18 protein-coding genes and 1 pseudogene are annotated in these 15,554 nt (G+C 68.5%); 9 read left to right on the forward strand and 10 right to left on the reverse strand.

All coding sequences use genetic code 11. From position 1 onward, the window contains the following. Window positions 1–66 precede the first annotated feature (66 nt). Both LFM09_RS18340 and LFM09_RS18345 read left to right on the forward strand, forming a co-directional pair. Window positions 67–1,095 (forward strand): sensor histidine kinase, encoded by a 1,029-nt coding sequence (locus LFM09_RS18340; protein WP_414097684.1) that lies wholly within the window; start codon window positions 67–69, stop codon window positions 1,093–1,095. Then, window positions 1,092–1,733: a response regulator gene (locus LFM09_RS18345; RefSeq protein ID WP_414097685.1), complete on the forward strand. Its 642-nt coding sequence runs from the start codon at window positions 1,092–1,094 to the stop codon at window positions 1,731–1,733. Before LFM09_RS18340 ends, LFM09_RS18345 begins: the two co-directional genes overlap by 4 nt. On the opposite strand, the gene LFM09_RS18350 is transcribed toward LFM09_RS18345, so the two are convergent. Both LFM09_RS18350 and LFM09_RS18355 read right to left on the reverse strand, forming a co-directional pair. Continuing rightward, window positions 1,720–2,745, reverse strand: coding sequence for an LLM class flavin-dependent oxidoreductase (locus LFM09_RS18350; RefSeq protein ID WP_414097686.1), 1,026 nt, complete (start codon window positions 2,743–2,745; stop codon window positions 1,720–1,722). The genes LFM09_RS18345 and LFM09_RS18350 overlap by 14 nt on opposite strands. Continuing rightward, window positions 2,742–3,326 carry an NADPH-dependent F420 reductase gene (locus LFM09_RS18355; RefSeq protein ID WP_414097687.1) on the reverse strand — a complete coding sequence of 195 codons (585 nt, stop codon included), beginning with the start codon at window positions 3,324–3,326 and terminating at the stop codon, window positions 2,742–2,744. Before LFM09_RS18355 ends, LFM09_RS18350 begins: the two co-directional genes overlap by 4 nt. 134 nt (window positions 3,327–3,460) lie before the next feature. Here LFM09_RS18355 and LFM09_RS18360 point away from each other — a divergent pair, with 134 nt between their 5' ends. Together LFM09_RS18360 and LFM09_RS18365 are read left to right on the forward strand one after the other, a co-directional pair. Continuing rightward, on the forward strand, window positions 3,461–4,732 hold the full coding sequence (locus tag LFM09_RS18360; protein ID WP_414097688.1) for an epoxide hydrolase family protein: 1,272 nt from the start codon (window positions 3,461–3,463) through the stop codon (window positions 4,730–4,732). A gap of 10 nt (window positions 4,733–4,742) precedes the next feature. Next, a complete protein-coding gene (locus LFM09_RS18365; RefSeq protein ID WP_414097689.1) occupies window positions 4,743–5,495 on the forward strand; it encodes a class I SAM-dependent methyltransferase in 753 nt (250 codons plus the stop codon). On the opposite strand, the gene LFM09_RS18370 is transcribed toward LFM09_RS18365, so the two are convergent. After that, window positions 5,479–6,255: an alpha/beta fold hydrolase gene (locus LFM09_RS18370; protein WP_414097690.1), complete on the reverse strand. Its 777-nt coding sequence runs from the start codon at window positions 6,253–6,255 to the stop codon at window positions 5,479–5,481. The genes LFM09_RS18365 and LFM09_RS18370 overlap by 17 nt on opposite strands. Before the next feature lie 74 nt (window positions 6,256–6,329). Between LFM09_RS18370 and LFM09_RS18375 the strand changes: the two genes are divergently transcribed. Continuing rightward, window positions 6,330–7,793, forward strand: coding sequence for an ABC transporter substrate-binding protein/permease (locus LFM09_RS18375; RefSeq protein WP_414097691.1), 1,464 nt, complete (start codon window positions 6,330–6,332; stop codon window positions 7,791–7,793). On the opposite strand, the gene LFM09_RS18380 is transcribed toward LFM09_RS18375, so the two are convergent. Beyond that, window positions 7,715–9,019, reverse strand: a complete 1,305-nt coding sequence (locus LFM09_RS18380) for an RNA-guided endonuclease InsQ/TnpB family protein (protein WP_414097692.1) — start codon at window positions 9,017–9,019, stop codon at window positions 7,715–7,717. The genes LFM09_RS18375 and LFM09_RS18380 overlap by 79 nt on opposite strands. Before the next feature lie 152 nt (window positions 9,020–9,171). On the opposite strand from LFM09_RS18380, the gene LFM09_RS18385 reads away from it, so the two are divergent. From LFM09_RS18385 to LFM09_RS18395, 3 genes are all read left to right on the forward strand, one after another. Next, window positions 9,172–9,939, forward strand: coding sequence for an amino acid ABC transporter ATP-binding protein (locus tag LFM09_RS18385; RefSeq protein WP_414097693.1), 768 nt, complete (start codon window positions 9,172–9,174; stop codon window positions 9,937–9,939). Between the two features lie 20 nt (window positions 9,940–9,959). Beyond that, window positions 9,960–10,526: a nucleotidyltransferase domain-containing protein gene (locus LFM09_RS18390; RefSeq protein ID WP_414097694.1), complete on the forward strand. Its 567-nt coding sequence runs from the start codon at window positions 9,960–9,962 to the stop codon at window positions 10,524–10,526. Window positions 10,527–10,615: 89 nt separating this feature from the next. Next, window positions 10,616–10,924 carry a DUF1540 domain-containing protein gene (locus LFM09_RS18395; RefSeq protein WP_414097695.1) on the forward strand — a complete coding sequence of 103 codons (309 nt, stop codon included), beginning with the start codon at window positions 10,616–10,618 and terminating at the stop codon, window positions 10,922–10,924. A gap of 2 nt (window positions 10,925–10,926) precedes the next feature. Here the strand turns inward: LFM09_RS18395 and LFM09_RS18400 are convergent. From LFM09_RS18400 to LFM09_RS18415, 4 genes and pseudogenes are all read right to left on the reverse strand, one after another. After that, window positions 10,927–11,343 (reverse strand): annotated as a pseudogene (locus tag LFM09_RS18400) (MgtC/SapB family protein); the annotation flags it as partial. A 163-nt stretch (window positions 11,344–11,506) separates the two neighbouring features. Next, window positions 11,507–12,040, reverse strand: a complete 534-nt coding sequence (locus LFM09_RS18405) for a hypothetical protein (RefSeq protein WP_414097696.1) — start codon at window positions 12,038–12,040, stop codon at window positions 11,507–11,509. 5 nt (window positions 12,041–12,045) lie between these two features. Beyond that, window positions 12,046–12,612 (reverse strand): SMI1/KNR4 family protein, encoded by a 567-nt coding sequence (locus tag LFM09_RS18410; RefSeq protein WP_414097697.1) that lies wholly within the window; start codon window positions 12,610–12,612, stop codon window positions 12,046–12,048. A gap of 8 nt (window positions 12,613–12,620) precedes the next feature. Further along, entirely contained in the window at window positions 12,621–13,445 is an 825-nt protein-coding gene (locus tag LFM09_RS18415; protein WP_414097698.1) for an aldo/keto reductase, read from the reverse strand. Between the two features lie 30 nt (window positions 13,446–13,475). On the opposite strand from LFM09_RS18415, the gene LFM09_RS18420 reads away from it, so the two are divergent. Further along, complete coding sequence (locus LFM09_RS18420) at window positions 13,476–14,147, forward strand: TVP38/TMEM64 family protein (protein WP_414097699.1); 672 nt, start codon at window positions 13,476–13,478, stop codon at window positions 14,145–14,147. A 2-nt stretch (window positions 14,148–14,149) separates the two neighbouring features. Here the strand turns inward: LFM09_RS18420 and LFM09_RS18425 are convergent, their stop codons facing one another. Both LFM09_RS18425 and LFM09_RS18430 read right to left on the reverse strand, forming a co-directional pair. Then, complete coding sequence (locus tag LFM09_RS18425; protein ID WP_030466135.1) at window positions 14,150–14,494, reverse strand: RNA polymerase-binding protein RbpA; 345 nt, start codon at window positions 14,492–14,494, stop codon at window positions 14,150–14,152. Window positions 14,495–14,732: 238 nt separating this feature from the next. After that, window positions 14,733–15,488: a thymidine kinase gene (locus LFM09_RS18430; RefSeq protein ID WP_414097700.1), complete on the reverse strand. Its 756-nt coding sequence runs from the start codon at window positions 15,486–15,488 to the stop codon at window positions 14,733–14,735. Window positions 15,489–15,554 lie beyond the last annotated feature (66 nt).

Consider the following 15,554-nt stretch of genomic DNA (forward strand, 5'->3'; position numbering starts at 1 on the left):
CGAGGGATGAGACCCACCCCAGCCGTTAACCCCGGCTCCGTAAGGTGATCTCCGGGGGTGAATGGCGTGGAACTTCCGCCGCTCGGCTGGTGGCGCGGACCGGTGTGGCTCGGCCGCCTGACCATCGCCGTGGTCGTCACGGCGTGGGGTCTGTGGCAAGCCCCGGAGTGGTACCGCATCGCCCCGGCCGTCACGCCCGTGCTGCTCGGTCTCCAGATCGCCCCCGCCCTGCTGATCCCGGAGAAACCACAGGCGGCGGCAAGGCTCGCGCTCCTGGCCATGGCGTTCGCCATCGGCGTTCTCGCCTGGACGAACCCGGCGGTCGGCCCCTCGCCGAGCTGGCCGCTCGACGCCTACCTGGTACCTCTGGCCCCGGTGTTCGCGTTGGCCATCGCCCGCAAAGCCAGCTTCGTGGCCCCGCTCGTGCTAGCCCTCCCGCTTGCAGCCGCGGCGTTGTTCGGCCCAGGCGTGATGGCCGGTCCTCTGGTGGGTGCGGTGCTGACGGTCGCCGCAGGGTTCGCCCTCCAGCGCGAACGCCGCCGCACCACCGACGAACGCGAACGCCGCATCATCCTCGAGGAGCGCACCCGAATCGCCCGCGAGCTGCACGACGTCGTAGGCCACCACCTGTCGTTGATCGCTGTGCGCACCGACAGCGCGCAATACCGCCGCACGGACCTCGACGGCATGCACCTGGAACTGAAGGAACTCGGGGACGCCGCCCGTCAGGCACTGACCGAGACCCGCCGCCTGGTCGACGTGCTGCGCGAGGACACCCCACCAGGCCTGACCGATCTCCGCGCCCTGGTCGAGGAGGCCGGCGCAACGCTCAGTCTCGGCCCGCTGCCGGAACTGCGCGACACCACCCGGTTGGCGCTGTACCGCATCGTCCAGGAGTCGCTGACCAACGTGCGCAAGCACAGCCCCGGCGCGCCCACGACCGTCACCATCACCAAGTCCGGCAAGACGATCCGCATGACCATCCACAACGGACCGAAAACCGTCCACGAACGCGTCGCGGCACTGGGCGGCCACAGCACCGCGGGCCCGCTCCCGGACGGTGGCTACGAGGTCATCGCGGAGGTCCCGGTGTGACCACCGTGTTCGTGGTGGACGACCAGGCCATGGTCCGCGAGAGCTTCGTCGCGCTGCTCGACGCCCAGCCCGGCATCGAGGTCGTCGGGTCGGCGGGCGACGGCGCCGAAGCCCTGAGCGAAATCGGAAAGCTCAACCCGGACGTCGTGCTGATGGACGTCCGGATGCCCATGATGGACGGCCTGGAAGCCACCCGCAGACTGCGCGACCACCCGTGCAAGGTGATCGTCCTGACCACCTTCCACCTCGACGAGTACGTCTACGAGGCCTTGCGCGGCGGGGCGAGCGGCTATCTGCTCAAGGACGCCCCCGCCGCCGAACTGATCCGAGCCGTGCACGTGGTCGCCAACGGTGAAGCGCTGCTCTCACCCGCCGTCACGAAACGCCTCATCGCGGAGTTCGCCCGGCGACTGCCGTCCGTGCGCCCCACAAGCCTCGAATCGCTCACCGAACGGGAGACCGAGATCCTCCGGCAGATCGCGCGCGGCCTGTCCAACGTGGAAATCGCCCATGAGTTGGGCCTGGCGGAGCAGACCGTGAAGACGCACGTCAGCCGAGTGCTGACGAAGCTGGGCGCGAGGGACCGCGCCCAGGCGATCGTCATCTCCTACGAGTCGGGCCTGGTCACGCCTCGTTGAGCAGCTCACGAACGCGAGGCACGACCTCGTTCCCGTACAGCTCGATCGTCCGCATGAGCGACGAGTGCGACAGTGCGCCGATCCCGTACTTCAGGTCGAACCGGCTGGCCTTCAACGTCTTCATGGTCCGCGCCATCTTCTCCGCGACCGTCTCCGGCGAGCCCACGAACAACGCGCCGTGCGGCCCCACCTCGTGGGCGTACGACTCGGGAGTCGGCGTCGCGAACCCGCGCGTGCGGCCCAGGCGGCTGATCACGTCGAGGTAGTGCGGCCAGAACTCCTCCTGCGCCTGCTCGTCCGTCTCGGCCACGTGGCCGGGGGAGTGGATGCCGATCGGCAGCGGTGAGCGGCCGAACTTCTCCAGCGCGTGCAGGTAGAGCTCCGAGAACGGGGCGAAGCGGCCGGGGTGACCGCCGATGATCGCGAGCATCAGCGAGAAACCGTGCGAGGCCGCGCGCACGACGGACTGCGGGCTGCCGCCGACACCGATCCACGTCGGGAACGGCTCGGTGTACGGCACGACGTCCTGCTCGTGCAGCGACGCGCGGGTCTTGCCCTGCCACGTCACCGGGCCGCCCTTGAGGATCTCGGCGAAGAGCTGAGTCTTCTCCTCGAACAGGTCCTCGTAGTCGGCGAGGTCGTACCCGAACAGCGGGAACGAGTCCACACTGGACCCGCGGCCGAGGATGATCTCCGCCCGGCCACCGGACACGGCGTTCAACGTCGAGAACCGCTGGAACACCCGGACCGGGTCGTCCGAGCTGAGCACCGTGACGGCGGAGCCGAGGTGGATCCGGGAGGTGCGGGCGGCGATCGCGGCCAGCACCACGTCGGCCGCCGACAGCGGCATGTCGGGCGTGTGGTGCTCGCCGATGCCGAAGAAGTCGAGACCCACCTGGTCGGCGAGCACGCCCTGCTCGACGACGTCGCGGATGGTCTCGGCGTGGGTCAGCAGCTTGCCGTCGGCGCCCTGGGTGACGTCGCCGAACGTGTCCAGTCCGAACGTGGTCATGACAACTCCTTCGCGAACTTCTCGATTTCCGAACGACCCACGGCGACGCCGAACAGCGGGCTGCCGGGTTCGAGCAGCCGTCCGGCGGTCAGCGGACCCACCGCCACCGGCTCGAAGCCGATGCGCGCCAGGAACGATGCGACGACCTCCACGGCCGCCGCGTCGTCACCGGCCAACCCGACGGCACGGCCGTTCGGCGGTTCCATGTCCTGGTACGCAACGTGGTTGAGGGTCTTCACGACCCGCGCGCCCACCAGCCGACGGGCCACGTCCTCGCTCGTGCCCACCGGCTCGGCGGCGGGAGGCCAGTGGTTCATGGCGTCGATGACGACCTTGCCCGCGAACATCCCCGGTTCGAGCGTGGAGAACCGGTGCCACGGGATCGCCAGCACCACCAGATCCGCGTCGGCGACGGCGTCCGAGGCCGACAACGGCACCGAGCCCGGAGCGAGGAACTCGATGATCATCTCGATCCGCGCCGGCTCGCCCGAGCCCGCGATGGTCACGGGGTAGCCCGCCGCCAGGGCGAGGCGCGCGATGACGGGACCGACGTGGCCAGCACCGAGAACAGCGATCTTCACAGCACACCTGACCTGGCTAGTTGACGTGTCATCCACATCAACGGGCCGGGCGCGCGGATATTCCCCGATGACGTACCGGAACACCGTCACGCGACGCTCGCGACGGCCGGACCGGCCTCCCTACGGTCGTGAACGTGTCCAACGAGCCGTCCCGCCGCAGTTTCCTGTCCGCCTCCGCCGCCGCCGCGCTCACGTTCGGGCTGCTCAAAGCCGCCCCAGCGCAAGCCGCTCCGGGCAAGATCCGGCCGTTCCGGGTGCGGATCCCGGAGCGGGACGTCGTCGAGATGCGCCGCCGTGTCCTGCAGACCCGCTGGCCCGAGATGGAGACCGTCTCCGACCTCACGCAGGGCGCGCCGCAGCACACCGTGAAAGCCCTCGCCAGGTACTGGACCGAGGAGTACGACTGGCGCCGCACGGAGGCCAAGCTCAACGCGCTGCCGCAGTTCATGACGGAGATCGACGGGCTGGACATCCACTTCCTGCACATCCGCTCGAAGCACGAGAACGCCCTGCCGCTGCTCGTCTCGCACGGCTGGCCCGGCTCGGTCATCGAGCAGCTGAAGATCATCGGACCGCTCACCGACCCGACCTCGCACGGCGGCAAGCCCGAAGACGCCTTCCACCTGGTCATCCCGTCGATGCCCGGCTACGGCTTCTCCGGCAAGCCCACGACCACCGGCTGGGGACCCGACCACATCGCCCGCGCGTGGATCGACCTGATGAAACGACTGGGCTACGACCGCTACGTCGCGCAGGGCGGTGACTGGGGCGCGCTGGTCGTCGACCTGATGGCGTTGCAGAAGCCGGCCGGTCTGCTCGGCGTGCACACGAACCTGCCCGGCGCCGTGCCGGTCGACATCGACAACGCCGCCCGCGCCGGTGGCCCGCAGCCGCCCGGACTGCAGGGCGAGGAGCTCAAGGCGTGGCAGGACCTGCTCTTCCGCTACGGCAAGGGGCAGGCCTACGCGCGGATCATGGGCACGCGGCCGCAGACGCTGATGGGGCTCACCGACTCCCCGGTCGGGCTGGCGTCGTTCATGATCGACCACAACGTCGCGTCGCTCGCGCTGATCGCCAGGGCGTTCGCCGGGCACCGAGAGTCGCTGACGAAGCAGGACGTCGTCGAGAACATCTCGCTGTACTGGCTCACGAACACCGCGATCTCGGCCGCCCGCCTGTACTGGGAGAGCAAGTACTCGGTGATCGCCGCCAAGGGCGTCACGCTGCCGGTCGCGGTCAGCGTGTTCCCCGAGGAGGTCTACCAGGCCCCTCGCAGCTGGGCCGAGCGCGCGTACCCGAACCTGATCCACTACAACCGGGTCGCGGCCGGCGGGCACTTCGCCGCCTGGGAACAGCCGCAGATCCTCGCTCAGGAGCTCTGGGCGGGCTTCCGGCCCCTCCGCTAGCGTCGCGGACGTGTGGGATCTCGGAGAAGCGTACGAAAGCTACGTGGGCCGGTGGAGCAGGCCGGTCGCGGTGGAGTTCCTGCGGTTCCTCGACGTGCCTCCCGGCCGCACCTGGCTCGACGTCGGTTGCGGCACCGGCGCGCTGACCGAGACCGTCCTGGCCCACGCCGAACCGGCGTCGGTGACCGGCGTCGACCCTTCCTCGGGATTCCTGGAGCTGGCCCGGCAACGGGTGCCCGGTGCGTCCTTCGAGGTCGGCGACGCGACGGACCTGGGCGCGCGGGAGGCCGACGTGGTCATCAGCGGCCTCGTGCTGAGCTTCGTGCCGGACGCGAGCCGGGCGGCAGCCGAGTTCGCGCGGGTTGGGAAGTGCGTCGGTTCCTACGTGTGGGACTACACGAACGGCATGCAGATGATGCGCCTCTTCTGGGACGCCGCCATCGACGTCGATCCCGCCGCGGCCTCCCACGACGAAGGCCCGAAGTTCGCCAGGGTCTGCCTGCCAGGCCCGTTGCGTTCGTTGTGGACGGACGCCGGTCTGCGCGACGTCGAGGTGGCCGGGCTCGTGGTGCCCACGGTGTTCCGCGACTTCGACGACTACTGGACGCCGTTCCTGGGCCGGACCGGCGCCGCACCCGCCTACCTCGCGACGCTGCCCGACGAGCAGCGCGACGCGGTTCGCGACCTGCTCCGCTCCCGCCTGCCCGCCCACGGGCCGATCGAGCTCACCGCCAGGGCGTGGGCCGTCAGAGGTTCGCGCTGAGGAACCGCTGCAGGTGCGGGTTCACGTCTTCGGCGTGCGTGAGACTGAGGAAGTGCGCGCCGCCTTCGACGGTGACGAGCTCGGCCTTCGGCAGTGCCGCGACGATCGCCTCGGCCTTCGCGACCGCGTAGGCGACGTCGGCCGTCCCGTGCAGCACGAGCGCGGGCGCGGTGATCTCACCGAGGCGCTCCAGCACGCCTTCCCGTTCGACGAGGGCGTTCATGATGAACCGCAGCCGTTCGCCCTCGATCTCCCGCCACTTCGGCGTCCAGTCCGACGGGTCGTGGTCGCCCAGGCAGATCGTCGCGACGGCCTGGATCACCGTGTCCGGCCCCTGCGCGATCCACACCTCCGCGAGCTGCTGGTACGCCGCCGCGATCTGCTCGTCCTCAGGCTCTGCCGACGTGCCCAGCAAGGCGAGCGCGGTGACGCGTTCCGGCGCCAGCAACGCCATCCGCAGTGCGACGAACCCGCCCTGGCTGGTCCCGACGACCGCTGCCCGCTCGACGTTCAACCCGTCGAGCACCGCGAGCGTGTCCTTCGCGACGTCCCAGTGGTCGAACGGCCCGTTCGCCGGCGTCTCACCGTGTCCGCGCTCGTCGATCGCGATCAGCCGGTACGTGTTTTTGAACGCCGCGACCTGCGGCGCCCACATCGTCGTGTCCATCAGGAAGCTGTGCAGCAGCACGACCGCGGGGCCGTCACCGCCGTGGTCCACGTAGGACACCAGCTGCCCGTCGCCCGTCGTCACCGTCGCCATACCGCACCTCATCCCGGGTTTCCCGCATGGTGGATCATCAGCGCCGCCCGCCCCGTTCGCTCTACCCTGCCCGAATGCGACAAGTGATCAGGGGCGCGGTGCTGCTCCTGCTGCTGTTGATCGTCGTCCCCGCACCGGCGACAGCGCAACAACAGCAGGCCGTGGTCCGGGTCGGCACCGAGGGCACCTATCCGCCGTTCTCGTTCCACGACCCGCAGACCTCCGAGCTGACCGGCTACGACATCGAGGTGATCAAGGCGATCGCCACGAAGGCCGGCTGGCGGCTGGAGTTCGTCGAGACGCAGTGGGACGCCATCTTCCCCGCTCTCGACTCGGGCCGGATCGACCTCATCGCCAACCAGGTCTCGGTCAACGACGAACGCCAGGCCAAGTACGGCCTCTCGAACCCCTACACCTACTCGCGCGGCGTGGTCGTCCGCCGGGCGGGCGACGACCGCATCAAGTCCCTCGCGGACCTGAACGGCAAGACGACCGCCCAGTCGAGCACCAGCAACTGGGCCAAGGTCGCCCGTGACGCCGGTGCCCGCGTGGAGGCCGTCGAAGGCTTCGCCCAGGCCGCGGCTTTGCTGCAGCAGGGCCGGGTCGACGCGATCGTCAACGACAACATCGCCGTGCTCGATTACCTCGCCACGACGGGTTCCAAGGACGTCGAGATCGCGGGCGACGCGGGTTCGTCCGGCAGCCGGCAGGTCCTGGCGTTCCGCAAGAACGACGCTTTGCAGGTTCAGGCCAACCAGGCGATCGACGCCCTGAAGGCCGACGGCACGTTGCGCGGGATCTCCGAGAAGTACTTCAAGGCCGATGTGTCCCGTGAGGACGGCGGTGCCGCGGACCTGTCCGCCGGCCGTGGTCCGCGCAGCACGTGGGACGTGCTTCTCGGTACCGCCTGGCCGATGTTCGTGGGCCTGGTGAAGGTCACCATTCCGTTGACCGCCTTGTCGTTCGCGATCGGCCTGATCCTCGCCTTGCTGGTGGCCCTTGCCCGGATTTCGCCCTATCGGGTGCTCTCGGGCCTGGCGCGCGGCTTCATCTCGATCATCCGCGGCACTCCGTTGCTGCTGCAGCTGTTCATCGTCTTCTACGGCCTGCCTCAGATCGGTCTGAAGTTCCCGCCGTTCACCGCCGCGGTCGTCGCGTTCTCGCTGAACGTCGCGGGCTACGCGGCCGAGGTGGTGCGCTCGGCGATCCTCTCCGTGCCGCGCGGCCAGTTCGAGGCGGCGTCGACCATCGGCCTCGGGTACTCGCAGACTTTGCGCCGCATCGTGCTGCCTCAGGCCGCGCGCACCGCCGTGCCACCGCTGTCGAACACGCTGCTGTCGTTGCTGAAAGACACATCGCTGGGCTCGGTGGTGCTGCTGACCGAACTGTTCCGCGAGTCGCAGCTGGCCGCGGCCGAGAGCAACGAGTTCCTCGCCCTGTACTCGTTCGCGGGGCTCTACTACTGGGTGATCTGCGTGGCGCTGTCGGCGGCGCAGAAACGACTGGAGACCAGGCTGAACAGGTACGTGATCGCTTGACTTCCGTCCCGCTCCTCAAGGGAGACAGATTCCCGCAGCTCGCGCTGCGGTGCTTTCTGCTTCGTCACCGACTGCCCGCCCGGAGTGCTCCGTTGGGGTCTTACATCGGCTCCACAGACTGTCGCCGCCAGCCCGGCGGCCAGAATGTTGCGTGCCGCATTCACGTCCCGGTCACGGGTCGCGCCACAGGCACAGGTCCAGGTGCGCACATGAAGCGGCATCTTTGCCGCGAGCGCGCCGCAGACCGAGCACAACTTGGACGACGGACACCATCGATCGACCACGACAACGTCCCGCCCGTACCACGCTGCTTTGTACTCCAGCATCTGCCGGAACTGCCGCCAGCCCGCATCACTGATCGCGCGGGCGAGGCGGTGGTTGCCGACCATGTTGGACACGGCCAGATCCTCGATCACGAGCGTTTGGTTTTCACGCACGAGCCGAGTAGTGATCTTGTGCAAGTGGTCGGAGCGTCGGTTGGCGATCCTGGCGTGGACACGGGCGACTTTGATGCGAGCCTTCGTCCGGTTGCGGCTGCCCTTCTGCTTGCGGCACAGGGCACGCTGCGCCTTGGCCAACGCGAGCCGGTCACGGTGCTCGTGTCGGGGGTTGCTCACCTTCTCGCCGGTGGACAGGACCAGAAGGTGGTCGAGGCCGACATCGATCCCCACGTTCGAATGGGCTGCGGGCAGCGGCCGCACGAGAGGGTCCTCGCACAGCATGGACACGAACCAGCGTCCTGCCGCGTCCCGCGACACGGTCACCGTCGAGGGAGCCGCCCCTTCAGGCAACGGCCGAGACCATCGGATGTCGAGCGGTTCGGACATCTTCGCCAGCGTGAGCTTTCCGTCGCGCCAGCGGAACGCCGAACGTGTGTACTCCGCCGAGTCGTGAGACCTCTTCCTGGACTTGAAGCGCGGATGGCGGGCACGTCTCGCCCAGAAATTGCTGAACGCGGTCTGAAGATGCCGCAACGCCTGTTGCAGCGGCACCGACGACACCTCGCAGAGAAATGCCAGCTCCTCGGTGCGCTTCCACGCGGTCAGCAACGCGGACGTGGTGTCGTAGCCAACCCGTTCCTTGTGCTGCTTCCAAGCCTCCGTGCGGGCATGCAAGGCCAGGTTGTAAACCTTGCGAACGCATCCGAAGGTGCGAGACAGCTCCGTTGCCTGCGTCTCGGTGGGATAGAAGCGGTACTTGAACGCGCGCTTCACCAGTGCGTCCACGGTTCAGAACACAGCAAGCCGCCATCTGCTGCCATGAGGGTGGATCATGACCGGCGTTCTGCATTGACGGCGAACCAGCTATCCGCGCCTCGTGCTGCAATGGCCCGATTCCTCTGTGCCGTGAAGGCCGGGTTTCTCTCGGAGGACTACAGATGACCGACATCCGCATCGAAGTGTCCGGCCTGTACAAGTCGTTCGGCTCCCTGGACGTGTTGCGCGGCATCGACTTCTCGACCCCTCGCGGCACGTCGACAGTCCTGCTGGGACCGTCCGGCTCCGGCAAGACCACTGTGCTGCGCTCGCTGAACGTGCTTGACGTCCCGGATTCCGGCGTGGTCCGGATCGACGACGTGTCGGTGGACTTCTCTGCTCTGCCGCCGGGGAAGGCCGGTCGAGCTGCTGGGCAGCGGCTGCGTGGGCAGAGCGGGATGGTGTTCCAGTCCCACAACCTGTTCCCGCACCGGACGGTCCTGGAGAACCTGACCGAGGGGCCGGTCGTGGCTCAGAAGCGTGATGTCGACGAGGTCGTCGCTGAGGCTCGGGTGCTGCTGGATCAGGTCGGATTGGCTGACAAGGCCTCGTCGTACCCGTACCAGCTGTCCGGTGGGCAGCAGCAGCGCGTTGGCATCGCTCGTGCGTTGGCTCTGAAGCCGCGTGTCGTGCTGTTCGACGAGCCGACCTCGGCCCTGGACCCAGAGCTGGTGGGGGAGGTGCTGGCGGTGATCAAGGACCTGGCCGCCGAGGGGTGGACCACCGTGATCGTCACGCACGAGATCCGGTTCGCCGAGCACGTTGCCGATCAGGTGCTGTTCCTGGACGGCGGAGTGATCGTGGAGCGGGGTTCGCCTGCGCAGGTGATCGGTGATCCGCAGGAGGAGCGGACGCAACGGTTCCTGCGTCGCGTGCTGGACCACGGGTGATCGACCTTCCGTGGGATCCGTTGAGCCCGGCCGAGGTGGCCGGTCTGTTCGCGGACGCCCCGTGGTGGTGCGTTGCCGGTGGCTACGCGATCGAACTGGCGGTCGGCCGTCCTCTGCGGCCCCATTCGGACATCGACGTGTTGTTGTTGCGCCGCGACCAGCTCGCGGCGCAACAGGCGCTGGCGGGCTGGGAGTGGTGGGCCGCCGACCCGCCGGGCACGCTTCGCCCGTGGCGGCCCGGCGAGATCCTGCCGCCGGACGTCCACGACATCTGGTGCCGCCCGGCCGGTTCCGAAACGTGGCGCGTCCAGGTGATGCTCGACGAATCGTCCGGCGACGACTGGGTTTCCCGGCGTGATCCGCGCGTGCGCCGCCCCATCGCCACGCTGACCCGCTCTTCCCCGATCCCGTACCTGGCTCCCGAGATTCAACTCTTCTACAAGTCCAAATCGCCGCGCCCAAAAGACACCGCCGACTTCCACGCGGTGTTACCGCTGCTCAGCGCCGTGCAACGACGTTGGCTGGCCGATGCGATCACCAAGACCGGCGGCTCATGCGCGTGGCTGGAAATGATTGTTGAAGGATAGGCTCGCCTAATTAATCTCGAATTGCGGGCCTTCTGCCGTGGTGGCATCGTCCGGATCACCGAACCTTTCCCACCACGGCAGGAGCGGACATGACCACTCTCGAGAACCCGGCGATGCCCGCCGTCCACGATTGCACCGTGAGTGAGTGCTCGTACAACCACGACGGGTGCCACGCCTTCGCGATCACCGTGCGCGGCGACAACGGAGCCGCGGACTGCGGCACCTTCATCCCGTTGAGCACGAAGGGTGGCTTGGACAAGGTCGTCGCGCAGGTGGGCGCCTGCCTCCGCACCGACTGCACGCACAACGCCTCGCTGGAGTGCACGGCGCAGAGCGTGCGCATCGGCGCCGGTCAGGGCGACCACCACGCGAACTGCCTGACCTACCAACCGCGTTAGTCCTCTTCCTTGCGGTCCACCGCCCGGCCCAACTCCCGCAGGCCGACGTTGACCGCGATGATCGCCACCGTGCCGGCCGCCGCGACGACGTGCAGCCCGGCACCAGCCAACGAACCCACCGCGGCCGCGCACCACAGCGTGGCCGCGGTGTTCAGTCCGCGCACCGACAGCCCGTCGCGCAGGATCACGCCCGCGCCGAGGAAGCCGATCCCGGACACGACCTGAGCGGCCACCCGCGTGGGGTCGCCCTGGCCGTCGAACCCTTGCGCGGACAGCAGAACGAACAACGCGGCCCCCACCGCCACGAGGGCGTTGGTCCGCAGCCCGGCCATGCGGGCGCGGTACTGCCGCTCAAAACCGATCAACGCGCCGAGGCCCATGCTCTCGGCAATGCGCAGCGTCATGTCGAAGACGTGCATCGTGTGACTCCCCTTGTGTGCAGGGGGTGTGCGTCACACGCCAGAAACTCGAGCGTGCCCGAAGAAGGCGAGCGAGGTGAAAGACCTGCGCGGGCTACTGTCGCCTGGCATGTGTCGCTCACCTCGCTTCCTGGTGTCTGGTTGGTAAGACCGGGAGTTCACGTTACTGAACCGGACGTGAGTCCGGGGTGAGAACGGGACGCACGTCCCAACTGAGGTGGCCGTCGGACCAGAGGGACAGGCGGTGGACCGGGTCGTCGTTGTGCCGGAGCATGCGCCAGAGGTGTTCGAGCATCGCGGTGACGCTCGGCCAGGTCGGCTTTGCGTGGGGGCCGTGCCCGTGTTCGCAGGTCCAGACAGCCCCGCCACGGAGATCCACGAACAGCACGTCCTCGCCCTCGAAGTCGATGGCGATCGGCAGCCACCCGGGCAGCCACCCGGCGCTGGTGCTGAGGCAGGTGTCGCGCAGCTGGACGGCAGCATCGGCACCGAGCGGGTGGAAGTACTCCGGGATGAGCGGACTGGAGTCGCCGAGCAAGACGCGGTCCACCCCACCGAACAGTCCCCACCACGCCGCCAGATCTGACGGAAGGTCCGCGAGCCGCCCGTCGACAGGTGGCAGGAACGCGGCGTGCAGCGCCGGCGCCTTCCGCTGGACCCAGGAGTCCACCTGCGCCCAGGTCCCCTCGACCGTCACGGGTGTCACTCCCAGTAGAGCCCGTCGTCGAGCGCCACGCGGCGCTCCCCGTCTCCACTCTCAAGCGCCCGCAAAGCGAACGCGAACATCTCCGTCACGTTGGGCCACAGAGGTTCGTTCTCCGCCCCGCCGTACTTGTCCCACTCCATCACGCACCCGTGCAACGGCCCACCGCGCAGATCCACGAACAGCAACCAGCCGCACCCGTCCGAAGCGATCGGCAACCACCCCGGCAGCCACCAGTCGGAGCACGGCGAGCCCGCCGGCTCGCCCGACGCGGCCTCCTCGTCGGGCGAGGAAGAGGCGATTCCCCGGATCGCGTCCATCATCCGGGTGCGGTCGTCGAGCGCCTCACGAAGCGAGTAGGGGTGCCAGGAGGGCGCGATGAGCTCCCAGCGGGTGTACTTGTCGTCGATGCCGCCGAACTGCCGCCACCACGCCGCAAGATCGGCCGGCAGCGTCAGTCCCAGAACGTCTTCCGCGGCCGCGATGTCCGCGGGGGAAGAGGGCGGCAGCAGAGGCAGCTTGGGCGCGTGAGTCCGGGCCCACGCCTCGATTCCGGTCCAGCTCACGGCCAGAACTAAAGCATGGCCAGCGGTTCCGGGCCGGAAGGGGGCGGGAAGGCGCGATCAAGCTCCGCCAAGTCCTCGGCAGACAGCCGCAACGAGCGGGCGGCGGCGTTCTCCTGCACGTGCGCGACGGTGCCTGCCTTCGGGATCGCCTGAACGTGCGGCAGCCGCAGCACCCACGCCAGCGCGACTTGTGCGGGCGTGGCGTCCAGCCGCTCAGCAACCGCAGCAAGGACCGGAGAGCCCAGCAAACGACCCTGTTCGACGGGGGAGTAGGCCATGATCGGCATGCCGGCGGACGCGTGCCACGGCAGGAGGTCGGCCTCGGGGCCGCGCCGGGACAGGTTGTAGAGGATCTGGTTGGTCTGGCAGTTGCCGGGCAACGCGGTGAGCTCGCGCATGTCGGCCAGGTCGAAGTTGCTGACGCCCCAGTGGCGGATCTTGCCGGCCTCCACCAACGTCGCGAAGCCCTCCAAAGTCTGGGCGAGCGGCACGCTGCCGCGCCAGTGCAGCAGGTACAGGTCGAGGCGGTCGGTGCCGAGGCGGCGCAGGCTGGCCTCGCAGGCGCGCACCACCCCGGCGGCAGAAGCGTTGGAGGGCAGCACCTTCGACACGAGGAACACCTCGTCGCGGCGGCCCGACACGGCCTCGCCGACCAGCGACTCGGCGGCACCCGACCCGTACATCTCGGCGGTGTCGATCACCGTGAGCCCGAGGTCGAGGCCGCACCGCAGCGCGGCGATCTCGTCGGAACGCCGGGCAGGGTCTTCGGCCATCATCCACGTGCCCATGCCGAGCGCGGGCACGACTTCGCCGGACGGCAGCGTCACAGTCATGCGGTCCAGCTTGCCGGGTACGTTGGACTGATGCGACGCGCGGGCCTCATCGTCTTGGCGCTGCTCGTCATCGCGCTGGCCGTCACCGCGCAGCTCGTGGACATCCCTGACGGCGCGCGACTCCGCGAGCTGATCGACGGCACAGCGGCGGCCCCGGCGATCTTCGTCGCGGTCTGCGCGTTCGGCACCGCGGTGTTCTTCCCGAAACCGGTGCTCGCCACCGCGTCGGGGCTGCTGTTCGGCGTCGCGTGGGGGAGTGTGCTCGCGATCGCGGGGTTCACCGCGGGAGCGATGATCGCGTTCGCGACAGCCCGCGCGCTCGGCCGGGACGCGGTCGCCACAACGCTGGGGGAGCGGCTGCACGTCCTCGAAGAGGTCTTCAAACGCAAGGGTGTCGAGGCGACGCTCGTCATCAGGCTGCTGCCGGTGCTGCCGTTCACGCTGGCGAACTACGGCGCGGGCGTCACCTCGGTCAGGGCGAAACACTTCGCGCTCGGCACGGCGCTGGGACTGGTGCCGCCGACCGTGCTCGCGGCGGTGCTGGGGGACGCGCTGAGCGACCTCGGGTCACCGCGGTCGATCGTGGCGCTGTCGATCTGGACCGTGCTGGCGGCCGTCGGTCTGTGGTGGGGCAGGAGGCTGGTTCTGCGCACGCAAAAAGCCGTCCCGGCGGGAGACCGGGACGGCTTGAAGCGGTTGTGAGATCAGGCCGTGCGGGTGCGGCGTCCGCGCAGCTCTTCGAGTCGCTCGTCGAGCAGCTCCTCGAGCTCGGGGATCGACCGGCGCTCCAGGAGCATGTCCCAGTGCGTGCGCGGCGGCTTGACCTTCTTCACCTCCGGCTCGACACCGTCGATGATCTTCGACTCGGTGCCGTGGAGGCGGCATTCCCAGGTCGGCGGCAACTCGGCGTCGTCGGAGAACGGGACCTCGAAGTCGTGTCCCTTCGGGCAGGCGTACCGCGCTGCCCGGCGCGGAGCGAGATCGTGGTTGCGGTCGGTCTCGTAGCTGACTGCTCCGAGCCGGCTGCCACGCAAAACGCGGTCGGCCATGGCGGTGTCCTTTCGCTCGGCTCAGGGCCGGGGCCCAGGCTTCTTGCTCACCGTGTGCAACGCCCGGATTGCTCCGTTTGTTTCCGGTTCGCTCTCATGGTCGCCCACAGTGACGTCGTTCACTCGTCAACGAAGGCTTCCTACTAATGGATGCGATCGCCACAGGATCGTGACGCGTTATCAAGCTACTGTGCTCACGCGTCACTCTAATGGCCTAGCGATCCCTGTGTGTAACCGGCTATGCCAAGCGGAGTTGGCCACTTTGTGCGACGTCAGGGCCTAGGTCACCCAGTCGGAAGTGACGCCGACAGAGCACTTGGTAGCGGACAGTAGTTTCCGTGGTATCGGTTACACAGTTGCTCTCTGTACCCGATCGGTGTTGTTCCGTGTCCGAAACCGTGTCGGCGACCAGAACGGTGTCTCCGGCACGTATCACCCGTCCGGCCCGCACTCGCGCGTTGAACCGTCCCGGCACCCCGCACCAGCACAGAACTTCGACCTGAATCGCCTTGAGCTCGTCCGCCAACTCGAACAACCGCTGCGAACCGGGGAACATCTCCCCGCGGAAGTCGGTGGCGAGCCCGAAGCAGTACACGTCGACCTGAACGTCGTCCGCCAGTTCGGCCAGCTGCTCCACCTGTTCGGGTGACAGGAACTGCGCCTCGTCGACGATCAGGTAGTCGACGCGGCGGCCCTCTGCCCACTCCGCCCGCACCAGCCGGCGGAGGTCGTCGTCGCGGATCTCCGCCGCCTCGCGCGTGATGCCGATGCGACTGGAGATCTGCGGGCGCCCCGAACGGTCGTGCCGCACCAGCAGCAGCCCGCGGCGACCTTGCCGCGAGTTGTTGTGGTCGATCTGCAGCGCGAGCGTCGACTTGCCGCAGTCCATGGGGCCGAAGAAGAACTTGAGGTGCCCCACCACCGGCGTCGAGCGTCGGGAACCCGCGACAGGTACAGCGGAAAGGGCATCTGTCGGATCGGGAAGGGCGTCCACGGCGGGTCACCCTAGTGCCTGGGTCCTGATCTTGAGGAATCCCCACGGCGTATCCCTGCCCATCGT

It is taken from the genome of Lentzea alba (assembly GCF_047445655.1).
GTDB classification, from domain to species: Bacteria; Actinomycetota; Actinomycetes; order Mycobacteriales; family Pseudonocardiaceae; genus Lentzea; species Lentzea alba_A.

Coding starts and splice junctions, on each gene's coding strand:
- LFM09_RS18350 (WP_414097686.1), bottom strand. CDS start 2,745: ATGACCACGTTCGGACTGGACACGTTCGGCGACGTCACCCAGGGCGCC.
- LFM09_RS18370 (WP_414097690.1), bottom strand. CDS start 6,255: ATGGCGACGGTGACGACGGGCGACGGGCAGCTGGTGTCCTACGTGGAC.
- LFM09_RS18375 (WP_414097691.1), top strand. CDS start 6,330: ATGCGACAAGTGATCAGGGGCGCGGTGCTGCTCCTGCTGCTGTTGATC.
- LFM09_RS18385 (WP_414097693.1), top strand. CDS start 9,172: ATGACCGACATCCGCATCGAAGTGTCCGGCCTGTACAAGTCGTTCGGC.
- LFM09_RS18395 (WP_414097695.1), top strand. CDS start 10,616: ATGACCACTCTCGAGAACCCGGCGATGCCCGCCGTCCACGATTGCACC.
- LFM09_RS18415 (WP_414097698.1), bottom strand. CDS start 13,445: ATGACTGTGACGCTGCCGTCCGGCGAAGTCGTGCCCGCGCTCGGCATG.
- LFM09_RS18420 (WP_414097699.1), top strand. CDS start 13,476: ATGCGACGCGCGGGCCTCATCGTCTTGGCGCTGCTCGTCATCGCGCTG.
- LFM09_RS18425 (WP_030466135.1), bottom strand. CDS start 14,494: ATGGCCGACCGCGTTTTGCGTGGCAGCCGGCTCGGAGCAGTCAGCTAC.